Raw genomic sequence first — 16,500 nt, 5'->3', positions numbered from 1 at the left:
GGTGTCGGCCATCGGTGGGGCTCCTGATCGTGCGAGGTCAGCTGAGGTTGTCGATGAACTCGAAGAGTTCGTGATCGTCCGCGGTGTCCAGGTGGTCGGCGTCGCCGCCCGGATCGGCGGCGCCGGCGTCCCTGCCTTCGAGTTCACGCAGCAGGGCGGACAATGTGGTCGCCAGGGACGACCGGTCGGCGGCGGAGAGTTCGGCGGAGGCGAGACTGTGGGCCAGGGCTTCGACTTCGGCGGCGAGCCGTTTCGCCGGGTCCTCCACCGGAGCGATCTCCTGGCGGAGATAGCCCGCCAGGTCCCTCGGAGTCGGGTAGTCGAACATCGCCGTCGCGGGCACCTGGACGCCCGCGGCCGATTTCAACCGGTTGCGGAATTCCATGACACCCAGTGAGTCGAATCCGATGTCGCTGAAGGGTTTGTCGGCGGCGATGGTCTCGGCGTCGCTCCCGAGAACCGCCGCGGCTTCGGCGCGGATCAGATCGAGGACGACCCGGTCCTGCTCGGCGGTCGACAGGCCCGCAAGGCGGTGCACCGGTTGCGGCGATCCACCCACCACGGTCTCGGCTCGGCGCCGGTCGGGTCCGACCAGGTCGCGCATGATCGGCCGCGGGTCGTGATCGGCGCTCTCCGTGAGCGCGGACCGGTCGATGCGGGCCGCCACGAACGCGGCCCTGCTACCGGACAGCGCGGCGTCGAACAGCGCCATCCCCTCGCGCTCGCCCAACGGCGGGAAACCCTCCCGCCGCAAACGGGCGAAGTCGGTGTCAGCGAGTGTCCGCGTCATGCCGGTGCTCTGCTGCCACGGCCCCCACGCGATCGACGTCGCGGGCAGGCCGTTCACCCGCCGGTGTTGTGCCAGCGCGTCCAGGAACACATTCGCCGCCGCGTAATTCGCCTGCCCCGCATTACCGATCACACCCGCGACCGACGAATACAACACGAACATCGACAAATCCAGATGCCGCGTCGCCTCGTGCAGATTCCACGCCGCATCCACCTTCGGCCGCAACACCTCCGCGATCCGCTCCGCCGTCATGTTCTCCAGCAGCGCGTCGGCCAGCACCCCGGCCGCGTGCACGACACCGGTCAACCGATGATCCGGCGGGATCGCCGCCAGTACCTCATCCAACGAATCCCGGTCCGCCGCATCGCAAGCGACCACGTCCACGTGCGCGCCGAGAGCGACGAGCTCGTCGCGCAACTCCCCCGCACCCGGTGTATCCGGGCCGCGTCTGCTCGCCAGCACCAGCCTGCGCGCCCCGTACTCGGTGACCAGATGCCGAGCCGCCAACGCACCCAACCCACCGGTACCACCGGTGATCAACACCGTCCCCTCAGGCCGCAACGGCGCGGGCACCGTCAGCACGTTCTTGCCGATATGCCGAGCCTGACTCATGAATCGCAATGCCTCGGGCACATCCCGGATGTCCCATGCGGTGAGCGGAGACGCAGTGAGGACACCCGCCTCGAACAGATCGACGATGCGGGTCAAGATCTCGTGGAGCCGGTCGGGCGCCAGGTCCATGAGCATGAAACCGGTGTAGGCGACTCCGGGATGTTCGGCGGCTACCTGTGCCGGATCACGCCGATCCAGCATCCCCATCTCCACGAACCGGCCACCCGGCCCCAACAACCGCAACCCCGCATCCACGAACTCACCCGCCAACGAATCCAACACCACATCCACACCACCCAGCCCCGCACGGAACTTCCCCTCGAAATCGAGCGACCGCGAATCACCGATCTCACCCTCACCAAAACCCAACCCCCGCAACACACCCCACTTCGGACGACTCGCCGTCACCACCAACCGCGCACCCAACCACCGCCCCAACTGCACCGCGGCCAACCCCACCCCACCCGTCGCCGCATGCACCAACACCCGCTCCCCAGCGTGAACTTCCGCCACGTCCACCAACCCGTAGAACGCTGTCGCGAACACCGCAGGTACCGCCGCCGCCTCCGCGAACGACCACCCCGCAGGCATCCGCACCACCAATCGGCGATCAACCGCCACCACCGACCTCACACCCGGCAGGAACCCGAAGACTCGATCTCCCGGCACGAGGTTCGTCACGTCGGAACCCACCTCGACCACCACACCGGCGCCCTCCACACCCAGCGCAGCGTCCGGATCGGGGTAGGTGCCGAGCGAGACGAGTACGTCCCGGAAGTTCAGGCCCACCGCCATCGTGCGCACCCGCACCTGCCCCGGAGCCAGTGGCTCCCAGGCGTCCCGAAGTACGCGCAGGCCGAAATTGTCCGCGGTCAGGGTGCCTTTCCCGGTCGGCGCGAACGACCATTCCCGGTGGTCGGAAGTTCCGGCGGCCAATAGCTCCGCGCCACGCAGGCGGGCGTCCTCCGCGCGCCCGGCACGGTGGAGACGCGGTGCGTGCGGAATGCCGCCGCGGACGGCGAGTTGCGGTTCGGCGTTCAGAGTCAGCGCCAGGACGACGCTCTCCCGGTAATCGGCCCAGTCGTCGACGTCGACGAGCAGGATCCGCTCCGGGTGCTCGCTCTGGGCGGTGCGCAGCATTCCCCACGCCGCTCCCGCGGCCGGGTCGACGGACTCACCGGCATCGACCGGCGCCGCCCGCCGGGTCACCACCACGACCCGACCCTCTCGTTCCAGCAGCTCTCGTACGCGACTCGTCGTCGCGGTCACCACCGCTCGCACAATCGCGGGCAGCTCACCCTTCTCGGCCTCGGTTTCGAGCCGGACCACCGTCGCGTCCGCGCCCGCGACCTGCACGGTCTCGAGATCACCTGCGACGTCCCAGGCCGCGGTCACGCTCGGCTCGACGGCGGGCAGTGCGATCCAGTCGATGCCGTAGCCGGAGGCGCGGCGGCGCACCGACGCGAACACATCGGCCGAGAGCCTGCGCAGGCTCAACGCACCGATCACGGCCACGGGCCGCCCCGAGACATCGCTGAGCGTCACCGCGATTCGGGTTTCTCCCGCCGCTACGGCGGATACGGCGGCATGGACTCGCACCGTGGTCGCTCCGGCCGCGTACAACCTGACGTTCTCCCACGAGTGCGGCACGGCCACCGCACCGTCCTCCGATTCGGCCAGCCCACCGAGCAGGACGGAGTGCAGCGCCGCGTCCAGCAGCGCCGGATGCACTCCGTACCCGCCGATCTGCGATCGAGCGGACTCGGGCAGCACGACCTCGGCGAAGACCTCACCGTCGCCGCGCCACAGCGCGGAAAGCCCCCGGAACGCGGGGCCGTACTCGTAGCCGAGCTCGGCCAGATCCGCATACGCGCCGCTGAGTTCACGCGCGGTCGAGCCTGCCGGTGGCCAACTCGTCGCCACCGACGCGGCTGACGGGCCATCCGCTCGCGCGGCCACCGTCGCGGTCACGTGACGTACCCACTCGGCAGAGTCGGCACCGGGCTCCTCGCCGTCCCGCGACCGCGAATACACCGTGACCGCCCGTGCACCGGATTCATCCGGCCCACCGGCGACCACCCGCAATTCGACGGCACCCGCCGCGGGCACCGGCAAGGGCGCCTCGATCACCAGCTCCGACACCGCGGGACAGTCCACTGCCGCGCCCACGTGCAAGACGAGTTCGACGAAGGCGGCGCCGGGGAACACGACAGCCCCGCCGACCGCGTGATCGGCCAGCCACGGATGATCCGCTCCGGACAATCGCCCGGTGAACACGACATCCGGCGAATCCGGCAACCGCACCAGAGCGCCCAGCAGTGGATGACCCGCGTCGTCCAGTCCCGAGCGCGAGACATCCGCCACCCGGACCGGTGGCAACCAGTACCGCCGATGCTCGAACGCGTAGGTCGGCAGTGCTACCCGCTCGACCGCGCGGCCCGCGAACAGCGGCGTCCAGTCCACCGGCACTCCTCCGGCGGTGGCCTGCGCCAGCGCGGTCACGAGCTGGTCCGGCTCGTCGGTCGAGCGCCGAGCGGCCGCGACCACGATCGATTCCGCTTCCGCGTCGGGCTTTTCGGCCAGACACTGCCGAACCATGGCGGCCAGCACGGCATCCGGGCCGACCTCGACGAACCGCCGGACGCCGTCGTCGATCAGGGTGGCGATCCCCGGTGCGAACCGGACGCACCCGCGCACCTGGGCGACCCAGTAGTCCGGGTCGGTCGGTTCGGCATCGATCAGGGCGCCCGACACATTCGACACGATCGGCAGGGACGGCCGATGGTAGGTCAAGCCTCGGGCCACCCGGCGGAATTCGTCCAGCATCGGTTCCATCGCCGCCGAATGGAACGCATGGCTCACCCGCAGCCGTGAAGTCCGCGCGTTCGCCGTGGCCAGCCGGTCGGCGATCGCGTCGATCGCGGCGGCCGCGCCGGAGAACACCACCGCTCCCGGACCGTTCACCGCGGCCAGCGAAACCTCACCGGCGAACTCCTCGAGCAGATCCACCGCCTGTTCTTCGGGGATCGCCGCGGCCAGCATCGCGCCGCCGCCGGGCAATGCGCCCATCAACCGCCCACGCGCCACCACCAGCGCGCACGCGTCCGGCAGTGACCACACCCCGGCGAGATACGCGGCGGTCAGTTCGCCGATCGAATGTCCGATGAGCACGTCCGGAACGACGCCGAACGATTCCAGCAGCCGGAACAGCGCCACCTCGAACGCGAACAGGGCGGGCTGGGTGAACTCGGTCCGCTCCAGCAGACCGGCGCCGTCCGGGTCGAAGACCAGCTCCCGCAGCGACCGGCCGAGCAGCGGATCGATATGGGCGCAGATCTCGTCGAAGGCCGTGGCGAACACGCCGAACGCCGCGTACAGACCGGCGCCCATCCCGGCGCGTTGAGCGCCCTGCCCGGTGAACAGGAACGCCGTCCGGCCCGCCCCATTCGTCTTCGCGGCGATCGCACCCGGGCTGCCTGCGGCCAATTCGGCCAGCCCGGCCAGCAGTTCGTCCCGGTCGCGTGCGACGACAGCGCCGCGCCACGGCAGTTGCGCACGGGTGGTGAGCAGCGCGTGGGCGGTGTCCCATGGTGTGGCGTAGGGGTGGCGGATCGACCACTGCCGTAGCCGCTCGGCCTGCGACCGCAGGCCCGACTCGGATTCGGCCGACACCAGCCAGGGCACGACCGTCTCGATGCGTGGCCCGGGAGCGGGCACGATCGGTGACAGCCCCGCCGCGGGCGCCTCTTCCAGAATGACGTGCGCGTTGGTGCCGCTGACGCCGAAGGACGACACGCCTGCCCGGCGGACCCGGCCCCCGATGGGCCACGCCTCTGCCTCGGTCAGCAGTCGCACGGTGCCCGCCGACCAGTCCACATGCGGGCTCGGCTCGTCCGCGTGCAGTGTCTTCGGCAGGGTTTCGTGCCGCAGCGCCTGCACCATCTTGATCACGCCACCGACGCCCGCGGCGGCGATGGTGTGGCCGAGATTGGATTTCACCGACCCGATGAGCAGCGGGCGACCGGCGCGGTCGCGCCCGTAGGCATTGATCAGGGCCCGGGCCTCGATCGGATCGCCCAACGTCGTCCCGGTTCCGTGCGCCTCCACCGCGTCGACATCCGCGTGCGTCAACCCCGCGTCGGCCAGCGCCGCCGCGATCACCCGCTCCTGCGACGGACCGTTCGGCGCGGTCAGGCCATTGCTCGCACCGTCCTGGTTGATCGCGCTACCGCGCACGAGAGCGAGCACGGTGTGCCCGAGGCGCTGGGCATCGGACAGCCGTTCGAGCACGAGCACCCCCACGCCCTCGGCGAATCCGACGCCGTCGGCGTCGGCGGAGAACGATTTGCAGCGTCCATCGGGCGCCAGGCCGCGCTGGCGGGCGAAGTCGACGTAGAGATACGGATCGGCCGCGACGGTCACACCGCTGGCCAGTGCCAGCGAGGTCTCTCCGTCGCGCAGGGCGCGGGTGGCCTGATGCAGGGCGACCAGCGACGAGGAGCACGCGGTGTCCACGGTGACGGCCGGGCCTTCGAAACCGAAGACGTAGGCCACCCGGCCGGAGATCACGCTGTGCGTGGTGCCGGTGAGGCGGTAGCCCTCCAGTTCTCCGGTGACCCGGTCGCCGTAGCCGGATGAGCACGCTCCGGCGAAGACGCCGGTATCGCTGCCACGCAACGCGACCGGGTCGACACCGGCATTCTCGAGCGCCTCCCAGGTCGCTTCCAGCAGCAAGCGCTGCTGGGGGTCCATGGCGGACGCCTCCCTGGGACCGATGCCGAAGAAACCGGCGTCGAAATCACCGGCGTCCGCGAGGAATCCGCCGCGGCGGGTGTAGGAGGTACCCGGTTTGTCCGGGTCGGCGTCGAACAGTCGCTCGAGATCCCAGCCGCGGTCGGTGGGGAAGTCTCCGCTGGCGTCCACGCCGGCGACCAGCAGGTCCCAGAGACTCTCCGGTGAGGTGACCCCGCCGGGGAAGCGGCAGCTCATGCCCACGATGGCGATCGGTTCGTCGACCGCGCGGTCCCGGCGTGGCGCCTGTTCGGCGGGTTGCTCGGCGGCGGTCGGCGCCGCCAGAGAGCGCACCAGCTTCGCCATAGCTGTGGCGGTCGGATGGTCGAAGACCAGCGTCGACGGCAGTTGCAGATCGATGGCTTCGGACAGCCTGTTGCGGAATTCCATGACACCGAGTGAGTCGAAGCCGATGTCGCGGAACGGTTTGTCCGCCGGGATCGACTCGGCGCTCGTATGTCCCAGCACCGCCGCCGCCTGGGCGCGGATGAGATCGAGGACGATGCGGTCCTGTTCGGCAGCCGAGCGACCCGCCAGCCGCGTGGCCAGTTCCGGTCGCTGCGCCACCGCATCGGCGATCCTGCGGCGGGAGGGTCGCACCAAATCGCTTGTCAGGGCGCGAGCTTTGGTTTCCGCCAGTGCGTCACGGTCGACGCGGACAGCCACGAACGACGACGCGCCGCCCGCGAGTGCCGCGTCGAACAGGGCCATCCCCTCGCGCTCGCCCAACGGCGGGAAACCCTCCCGCCGCAAACGGGCGATATCGGCATCACCCAACGCGCCCGTCATACCGGTGCTGCGACTCCACAGTCCCCACGCGATCGAGGTCGCCGCCAGGCCGTTCACCTGCCGGTGTTGCGCCAGCGCGTCCAGGAACATGTTCGCCGCCGCGTAATTCGCCTGCCCCGCATTACCGATCACACCCGCGACCGACGAATACAACACGAACATCGACAAATCCAGATGCCGCGTCGCCTCGTGCAGATTCCACGCCGCATCCACCTTCGGCCGCAACACCTCCGCGATCCGCTCCGCCGTCAAGCCGGTGAACAGGCCGTCGGCCAGCACACCCGCGGCGTGGACGACGCCGGTCAGGGGATGCTCGGACGGGATCGCCGCGAGCGTCGTCTCGAGTGCGTCCCGGTCCGCCGCGTCACAGGCGACGACCTCCACGTGCGCACCCAGAGCCTCGAGTTCGTCGCGGAGTTCGGCCGCACCGGGCGTTTCCGGGCCGCGTCGGCTCGCCAGCACCAGCCTGCGCACCCCGTACTCGGTGACCAGATGCCGAGCCGCCAACGCACCCAACCCACCGGTACCACCGGTGATCAACACCGTCCCCTCAGGCCGCAACGGCGCGGGCACCGTCAGCACGTTCTTGCCGATATGCCGAGCCTGACTCATCAACCGCAACGCCTCCGGCGCCTGCCGCAGATCCCATGCGGTGAGCGGGGACGGCGTCAAGATCCCGGCCTCGAACAGCTGCACAACCGTTGTCAGGATCTCCCGCAGCCGTTCCGGCGCCACCTCCAGCAGGACGAAACTGTCGTACCGCACCCCGGGGTGGTCGGCGGCTACCTGCTCGGGATCACGCCGATCCAGCAACCCCATCTCCACGAACCGGCCACCGGGCCCCAGCAACCGCAACGAGGCGTCCACGAACTCACCCGCCAACGAATCCAACACCACATCCACACCACCCAGCCCCGCACGGAACTTCCCCTCGAAATCGAGCGACCGCGAATCACCGATCTCCTCGTCACCAAAACCCAACCCCCGCAACACACCCCACTTCGGACGACTCGCCGTCACCACCAACCGCGCACCCAACCACCGCCCCAACTGCACCGCAGCCAACCCCACCCCACCCGTCGCCGCATGCACCAACACCCGCTCCCCAGCACGCACCCCCGCCACATCCACCAACCCATAAAACGCCGTCACGAACACCGCAGGCACCGCCGCCGCCTCCGCGAACGACCACCCCGCAGGCATCCGCACCAACAACCGGCAGTCCGCCACCACGACCGACCCCACACCGGTCAAGAACCCGAAAACACGTTCGCCCGGCACGAGATTCGGCACTTCGGAACCGACCTCGACCACCACACCGGCGCCCTCCACACCCAGCACAGCGTCCGGATCGGGGTACATGCCCAAGGCGATCAAGGCGTCGCGGAAATTGAGACCGACCGCCCGCAGCGCCACCCGGACCTCGCCGGGGCCGAGCGGCCGCGACGCGTCCGGCGTCTCGGTGAGCGTCAGGTTGTCGCCGGTCAGGGCACCTTTGCCGTGGTGGGTCAGCGCCCACGCCGAAGCCCGCGTCGCCACGCTCGCGTTCCCGACGTCGCCCGCTGCCCGGTGCAAGCGCGGAACGTGCGCGACACCACGGCGGACGGCGAACTGGGGTTCGGTGCTCGTGGTCATCGCGAGCGCGACGCTCTCCCGATATTCGGCCCAGTCGTCGACGTCGACGAGCAGGATCCGATCCGGATGCTCGCTCTGGACGGTCCGCAGCAATCCCCACGCCGCTCCCGCGGACAGATCCACCGATTCACCGGGATGCACCGCCACGGCCTGGCGGGTCACCACGACGATAGGCGTCTCCCGCTCCAGCAACCGCTGCACCCGCGTGGTCACCGCGGTCACTACATCCCGTACCGATTCCGGCACAGTGCCGCCCGCGGCCTCGTCGAGCCGGATCACCGTCGCCACCCGTCCCTCGACGCGCACGGTGTCGCCGTCTTCGGCTTCGCTCCAGACCCCGGCGGCCGCGACTTCCGGCGCGGACGACGCGACCCACTCCACCCGGTAGCCGAGTCCCTCGCTGCGCGGCCGGGACCGTCCGAGCGCCTCGACCGGGATCGGGCGCATGGTCAACGCGCCCACCTCGGCCACCGGCAGGTCCGAGGTATCGGTGAGGGTCACCGCGATCCGCGGTCCGGCGGACGGGGAGCCGGACAGGGACGCGTGGACCCGCAGCGTGGTCGCTCCCGTCGCGTACAGCCTGACGTTCTCCCAGGAGAACGGCACCGCGACCGTCCCATCCGGCACGTCGGAGACGAGCCCGCCGAGCAGGACCGCGTGCAGCGCCGCGTCCAGCAATGCCGGATGTACGCCGAATTCGGCGGCACCGGCGCGGCCGGGCTCCGGCAGTGTCACTTCGGCGAAGACTTCGCCGTCACCGCGCCACAGGGCGGTCAGTCCCTGGAACACCGGACCGTATTCGTAGCCACGCTCGGCCAACTCCGGGTAGACAGCGGAGCTATCGATCGCGGCCACAGCGGCCGGTGGGCGGACGGCCACGACCGACGCCTCGGCCGCATCCGCTTCGGCGGTGATCGTGGCGACGGCGTGCCGGACCCACGGCGTGCCCGAGCTCCGGTCGGCCGCATCGTGCCCGACACGGGATGCGGCCTCGTCCGACCGGGAGTACACCGACACCCTGCGCCTGCCCGACTCGTCCGGTGCGGCGGCCACCGCCCGTAGCTCGACGGTCCCCGACGACGGCACCACCAAGGGCGCCTCGAGCACCAGTTCCGACACCCGCGTGCACTCGACCACCGCGCCGACGTGCAGGACGAGCTCCACGAAGGCGGTTCCGGGGAGCAACGCCACACCCGCGACAGCGTGATCGGACAGCCACGGATACGCCGAACGCGACAGCCGGCCGGTGAACACCGCCTCGTCGCTGTCCGGCAGCCGGACCATCGCCGCCAGCAACGGATGCGCCGCCTCGTCCAGACCCGACTGCCGAATATCCGGCACACCGCCAGGCGCCAGCCAGTGCCGCTTGTGCTCGAACGCGTACCGCGGCAAGTCCACCCGGGTGGCGACGGGCGCCAATGCCCGTGCGGCCAGGTCGATACCGGCACAGTGGGCGCGCGCCAGCGCGAGCGAGAGTTGTTCCGGCCCGCCGAGTTCGCGTCTCAGGGTGCCCAGCACGGCCACGCGGCCGGACATGCCGATGGCATCCGCCGCCAGCTCGATCCCTACGGTCAAAACCGGGTGCGGGCTGACCTCGATGAAGGCGTTCACACCCGCTCGCTGCAGCGTTGCGACCGACTCGGCGAACCGGACGGGCTCGCGCAGGCCGCGATACCAGTAGGCGGCGTCCAGCGTCGCGGTGTCGACATAGTCCGCGGACACGGTCGAGAAGAACGGCACCGAACCGGATACCGGCGCGACCGGAGCCAGCTCCGTCAGGACTCGTTCGCGGATGGCTTCCACCGCGACCGAATGCGACGCGTAGTCCACCGGAATCCGTTTCGCCCACACACCGTCGGCCGCGCAGGCCGCGAGGAATTCGTCCACGGCGGAGATCTCCCCCGACACCACGGTCTGCCCCGGCCCGTTCACCGCCGCCACCGACAACCGGTCCCCGAACCCGGCCAAGCGGTCCGCGACCGCCTCTGCCGCCAGCCCGACCGACACCATGCCACCGGCGCCCGCCAGTTCCTCCGCGACGATCCGGGACCGGACGGCGACCACACGCGCGCCGTCGGCGAGCGAAAGCCCGCCCGCCACCACAGCCGCCGCGATCTCACCCTGCGAATGCCCCACCACCGCGGCGGGCTCCACACCGCTCGCCCGCCACACTCGCGCCAGCGACACCAGCACCGCGAAAAGCGCGGGCTGCACCACATCCACCCGGTCCAACGATGCCGCGCCCGGCTCCCCACGCAGGACGGAGGTCAGCGACCAGTCCACGAACGGCGCCAGCGCCGCCTCGCAGTCCGCGATCGACTCCGCGAAAACTCGATGCGTGGCGAGCAGTTCGGCGCCCATCGCGGGCCATTGGCTGCCCTGACCCGGGAACACGAACGCTACCCGCCGCGCCGTGGCACGGCCGGTGACCACGGAATCGCTGTCGGAGGCTTCGGCCAGACTCGCGAGCCCGGACCGCAGATCCCCGAGTTCGCGCCCGACCACCGCGGCGCGAAACTCCAGCTGCGCGCGGTGCCGCAGCAGTGTGTGCGCCACATCCGCCACGTTCACGTCGTGTTGCGCGGTGAGCCATTCGGTGAGCCGAATCGCTTGCGCACGCAATGCTTCCGGGGTGCGCGCGGACACCGTCCACGTCCGGACACCGCGATCACCATCACCCGGATCATCTGCGGCGGTAGGCGTCTCTGCCGAAATCGCCTGCGACGGAGCTTCTTCCAAAATCAGGTGCGCGTTCGTCCCGCTCATACCGAACGACGACACCCCGGCACGACGCGGCCGGTCGCCCGCAGGCCAGGGCTCCGGCTCGCTCAGCAGCCGCACCGAACCCGCCGACCAGTCCACGTGCGGAGTCGGCGCATCGAGATGCACTGTCTTCGGCAGGATCTCGTGCCGCAACGCCTGCACCATCTTGATCACGCCACCGACACCGGCGGCCGCGACGGCGTGACCGATATTCGATTTCACCGATCCGATGCGCAGCGGTTCCGCTCGCTCGGCGCCGTAGGCGGCGATGAGCGCCTGCGCTTCGATCGGATCGCCCAGCGCGGTACCGGTTCCGTGCGCCTCCACCGCGTCGACATCGGCGGGCCGCAACCCCGCGTCGGCCAGCGCCGCCGCGATCACCCGCTCCTGCGACGGACCGTTCGGCGCGGTCAGGCCATTGCTCGCACCGTCCTGGTTGATCGCGCTACCGCGCACGACCGCCAGGACCCGGTGCCCGAGGCGACGGGCGTCGGCGAGGCGTTCGACGACCAGCACGCCGACGCCCTCGGACCAGGTCACGCCGTCGGCCGCGGCGGAGAATGGCTTGCACCGCGCGTCCGCCGCCAACCCCCGCTGACGCGCGAAGTCGACGAACAGCGCCGGACTCGCCGAGATGCTCACCCCACCGGCCAGCGCCAGGGAGGTCTCGCCCTGGCGCAGCGCCTGACAAGCCAGGTGCAGTGAGACCAGCGACGAGGAACACGCGGTGTCGATCGTGACCGCGGGACCTTCCAGGCCGAAGGCGTAGGCCACGCGGCCGGAGATGACGCTGTGCGACGTCCCGGTCAGCCGGAAACCCTCGTACTCCCCGGTCACGCCGTCGGCGTAGCCGGAGGCGCAGGCGCCGACGTACACACCGGCATCCGTACCGCGGAGCGCGGCGGGGTGCAGGCCCGCGTCTTCCAACGCCTCCCAGGCGACTTCCAGCATCAGCCGCTGCTGCGGATCCATCGCCGCCGCCTCCCGCGGCCCGATGCCGAAGAACCCGGCGTCGAATTCCGCCGCGCCGGAGAGGAATCCGCCTTCGCGGATGTAGACCGTGCCCGGCTCGTCCGGATCGGGATGGAACAGCCGCTCCAGGTCCCATCCCCGGTCTTCGGGAAACGGCGTGATCGCGTCGGTTTCGGAGGCGACCAGACGCCACAGGTCCTCGGCCGATCCGACACCGCCCGGGAAGCGGCAGCCGATCCCGACGATGGCGATCGGCTCGTCGGATCGGGCGCGGCGCACGGTACGCGGCGCGGCGGGATCGGTCCCTTCGAGCCGAGCGCGCACCAGCCGCGCCACCGCGGTGGGCGTGGGGTGGTCGAACATCAGCGTCGCGGGCAGCGTCAGCCCGGTGGCCGCGGCCAGCCGGTCGCGCAACTGGACGCCGCTCAGCGAGTCGAATCCGAAGGCGGTGAACGGCAGATCGGCGGGCACGGCCTCGGGAGACTCGTAGCCGAGTACCGCGGCGGCCTGTTCGGCGACGACGTTCAGCACGAGCGCGTCGCGCTCCGGCTCGGGGACGGCGAACAGCCGCGGCGCGAGCGGACCCTCTACCGCGGCGCGCCTGCGGCGCGTCGGCGCGGACACGGGTACCGCCGCCGGGGAGTCGTCCATCACCCGATCGACCATGCGCAGCCGAAGCGAGCCGATCACCAGAACCGGCTCGCCGTCCTCGGAGACGGCCGTCACCCGCACGGTGTCCGCATCGACCCGCTCGATCCGCACCTGGGCGGCGGCGATGCCGGAGCGATACAGCTGAGCGCCGGTGAACGACAGAGGCATCGGCGTCCGGTCGGGTGTGTCGTGGGCGAGCAGATCCGTCGCGGCGTGCGCCATGGCATCGAGCAGCGCGGGATGGATGCCGAACCGGCCTCGATCGCCGACCGACTCGTCGAGCGAAACCTCGGCGAACGCGTCGCGACCGCGCAGCCAGGACGCCGTGACGCCCTGGAATGCCACACCGTAGCCGAGCCCGCGGCCTGCCAGCCGGTCGTAGAGTTCCTCGGCGGCCACCGGTTCGGCTCCGGCGGGCGGCCACTCGACGTCCGGCCGAGCGGGGATCTCGTCTCGGTCTCCGGCCAGCACTCCCTGCGCGCACCGAGACCATTCCGCGGCGGCACCGGTGGCGGGCCGGGCGTGGATGGTGAACGTCCGCCGACCACTCCCGTCGGCTGCCGCGACGCGCACCTGGATCGTCCACGGCGTGTTCGCGGGCAGCGACGCCTCGATCCGCAGTTCCTCGACCCGCGCGGCCTCCACCCGAGCGCCCACGCTCCACGCGACATCGAGCCAGACCGCCGCGGGCACCGCGGGAGCCCCGAAGACGAGGTGATCCGCCAGCCAGTGCTGGGTGTCGGGGGACAGAAGCCCGGTGAACAGCCATTCGTCGCGCTCCGCCACCGGCACCGCGGCGCCCAGTATCGGATGATCCGGCGCGACCAGCCCGGCACGGCGCAGATCCGCCGCGCCCGCGCCGACCTCCGGCGTCCAGCACCGGCGGCGCTGGAACGCGTAGATTGGCAGGTCGACTCGCGCGGCCGGCGGAGCCAATTCCGCCGCCACCGCGTCGACACCCGCGCAGTAGACCCGGGCCGACGCCGTGGCGAACTCCTCCGGGCCCCCGTGACCACGCCGGAGCGTGCCGCACACCGCCACTCGGTCGGCCGCGCCCAACGCCTCGGCCACCAGTTCGATCGCCGAGGCGACCACCGGATGCGGACTCGTCTCCACGAATGCCGTCATCTCCGCGCGCAGCAACGCCTCGATCGCCTCGGCGAAGCGCACCTGCTCGCGCAATCCGCGATACCAGTACGCCGCGTCCAGGCCGGAGGTGTCCACGAACTCGGCCGTCACCGTCGAGAAGAACGGAATCGCACCGGCTTTCGGCTGGATCGGCGCCAAGTCGGCCAGCACGCGGTCGCGAATACGTTCCACCGCCGCCGAATGCGACGCGTAGTCCACCGGAATACGTTTCGCCCAGATCCCTTCCGCCGCGCACTCGGCCAGGAACCGCTCGATCGCGTCGGCCGCCCCGGACACCACGGTCTGGCCGGGCGCGTTCACCGCCGCGACCGACAATCGGCCGCCGAAGGCCGCCAGCCGGTCGGCGACCGCGTCACCCGGCAAGCCGACCGACGCCATACCGCCCGAGCCCGCGAGCAGTTCCGCGACCGCGCGCGATCGCAGGGCCACCACGCGCGCCCCGTCCGCGAGCGACAGTCCACCGGCCACCACCGCGGCCGCGATCTCGCCCTGCGAATGCCCCACCACCGCGGACGGCCGCACACCGGCCGCCTGCCACCGCCTTGCCAGCGATACCAGCATCGCGAACAGGACCGGCTGCACCACGTCCACGCGATCCAGCGAGGCGGCTCCCGGCGTCCCGCGCAGCACGTCGGTCAGCGACCAGTCCACGAACGGCGCCAGCGCCGCCTCGCATTCCGCGATCGACGCCGCGAAGACCTCGTCCGACGCCAGCAGTCCGGCGCCCATTCCCACCCACTGGCTGCCCTGGCCAGGGAACACGAACACCACCCGGCGCGCCGCGGCCCGGCCGGACACCACCGTGGGATCAGCGGCGACCAGGTCGGGTGCCGGGTCGGCCAAGGCGGCGAGCCCGGCACGCATCCGATCGGCGCCGGACCCCACCACCGCTGCCCGCCACTCCATCGGCGTCCGGGTGTGGGCGAGCGAGTACGCCACCTCGGCGCTACCGGCTCGCGGGTGCTCCGCCAGCCACTCCCGCAGACGAACAGCTTGCTCCCGCAAGGCTTCCCGGTTCCGGGCCGACAGCAGCCACACCGCGGGCCGGGTCTCGCCGGTCACCTCGACGGCAGCCGTCGCGGGCGCCTCCTCGAGAATCACGTGCGCGTTCGTTCCCCCCATCCCGAACGACGAGACACCGGCCCGGCGACGCGCGTCGCCCGTCCACGGCTGCGTGCTGGTCTGCACCCGCAGGCCCAACTCGTCCAGCGGGATACGGGGATTGGGGTTTCGGAAGTTCAGGCTGGGCGCGAGCTGTCCGTGCCGCAGGCACAGTGCGGTCTTGATCAATCCCGCGATTCCCGCGGCGCCTTCCAGATGCCCGATGTTGGTCTTGACCGAACCCACGGCCAGCTGCCGGCCCGCCGGGCGGCCCGCGCCGTAGATTTCGCCCAGCGCCGCCGCCTCCACCGGGTCGCCCGCGGGCGTGCCGGTGCCGTGCAATTCCACGTACTGCACCGATGCGCCGTCGACCCGGGCCGCCGTCAGCGCGGCCCGGATGACGGCGGCCTGGGCAGCGCCGCTCGGGGCGCTCAATACCTGCCGCTCGTTGCCGTTGTTGACGGCACTGCCACGGATCACGGCGTAGATCCGGTGTCCCGCGGCGATCGCACGCTCCACCGGCTCGAGCACGATCATGCCGCCGCCTTCGCCGCGGACGGTACCGTCGGCCCGGTCGTCGAAGGTGTGGCATTTCCCCGACGCCGAATGCGCGCCGAACTGCTCGTACCGTTCGCCGCTCAACGGAGACAGGATGAGATTCAGCCCGCCCGCCACGGCCACCTCGCATTCGCCGCCGCGGATCGATTCGCAGGCCAGGTGCACCGCGACCAGGGACGAGGACTGCCCGCTGTCGACGACCATGCTCGGCCCGGTGAACCCGTAGTAGTTCGAGATCCGGTTGGCGGTGACCCCTCGTCCGACGGCCCACAGCGAATGCCGACCGACGCCGGTGCTGCCCTGCGCGGCAACGATTTCGGCGAAATCGGTGCCGGTGCAGCCGAGGAACACGCCGGCCCGCGCCCCCGTCGCGTCCCCGAGACCGGCGTCCTCCCACGCCTCCCAGCTGAGCTCGAGCCCGAGCAACTGCTGGGGGTCGATGGCGTTCGCCTCGTTCGGTGGGACGCCGAAGAATCCGGCGTCGAATTCGGTGGCCGAGTCGAGGAATCCCGCGGTCTCCTCGAGACCGGGCCGGTCGGCGGGCGCCTGCCCGACGGCATCGCGGCCCTCGCGCAGCAACCGCCAGAACTTCTCCAGGTCGGAAGCGCCCGGCATCCGGCACGACATTCCGACGATAGCGATGTCATTCGCCGCTTCGACCATGGGATTTCCTCTGTCTCGCCGCTTCG

At 71.0% G+C, this 16,500-nt stretch carries 1 protein-coding gene; it reads right to left on the bottom strand.

Features of this window, described 5'->3' with window-relative positions:
- Positions 1-37: 37 nt before the first annotated feature.
- The gene (locus ACWESM_RS27460) at positions 38-16,474 is read right to left on the bottom strand and encodes a type I polyketide synthase (RefSeq protein ID WP_452494169.1); all 16,437 of its coding nucleotides are present in this window, start codon (positions 16,472-16,474) and stop codon (positions 38-40) included.
- Between the last annotated feature and the right edge of the window lie 26 nt (positions 16,475-16,500).

The sequence above is a fragment of the Nocardia sp. NPDC003999 genome, from assembly GCF_053604885.1.
This window is presented reverse-complemented; position numbering and strand designations above follow the sequence as displayed.

What these genes read in the sequence shown, in the direction of transcription:
- ACWESM_RS27460 (WP_452494169.1), bottom strand. Translation starts at nt 16,474, where the DNA reads ATGGTCGAAGCGGCGAATGACATCGCTATCGTCGGAATGTCGTGCCGG.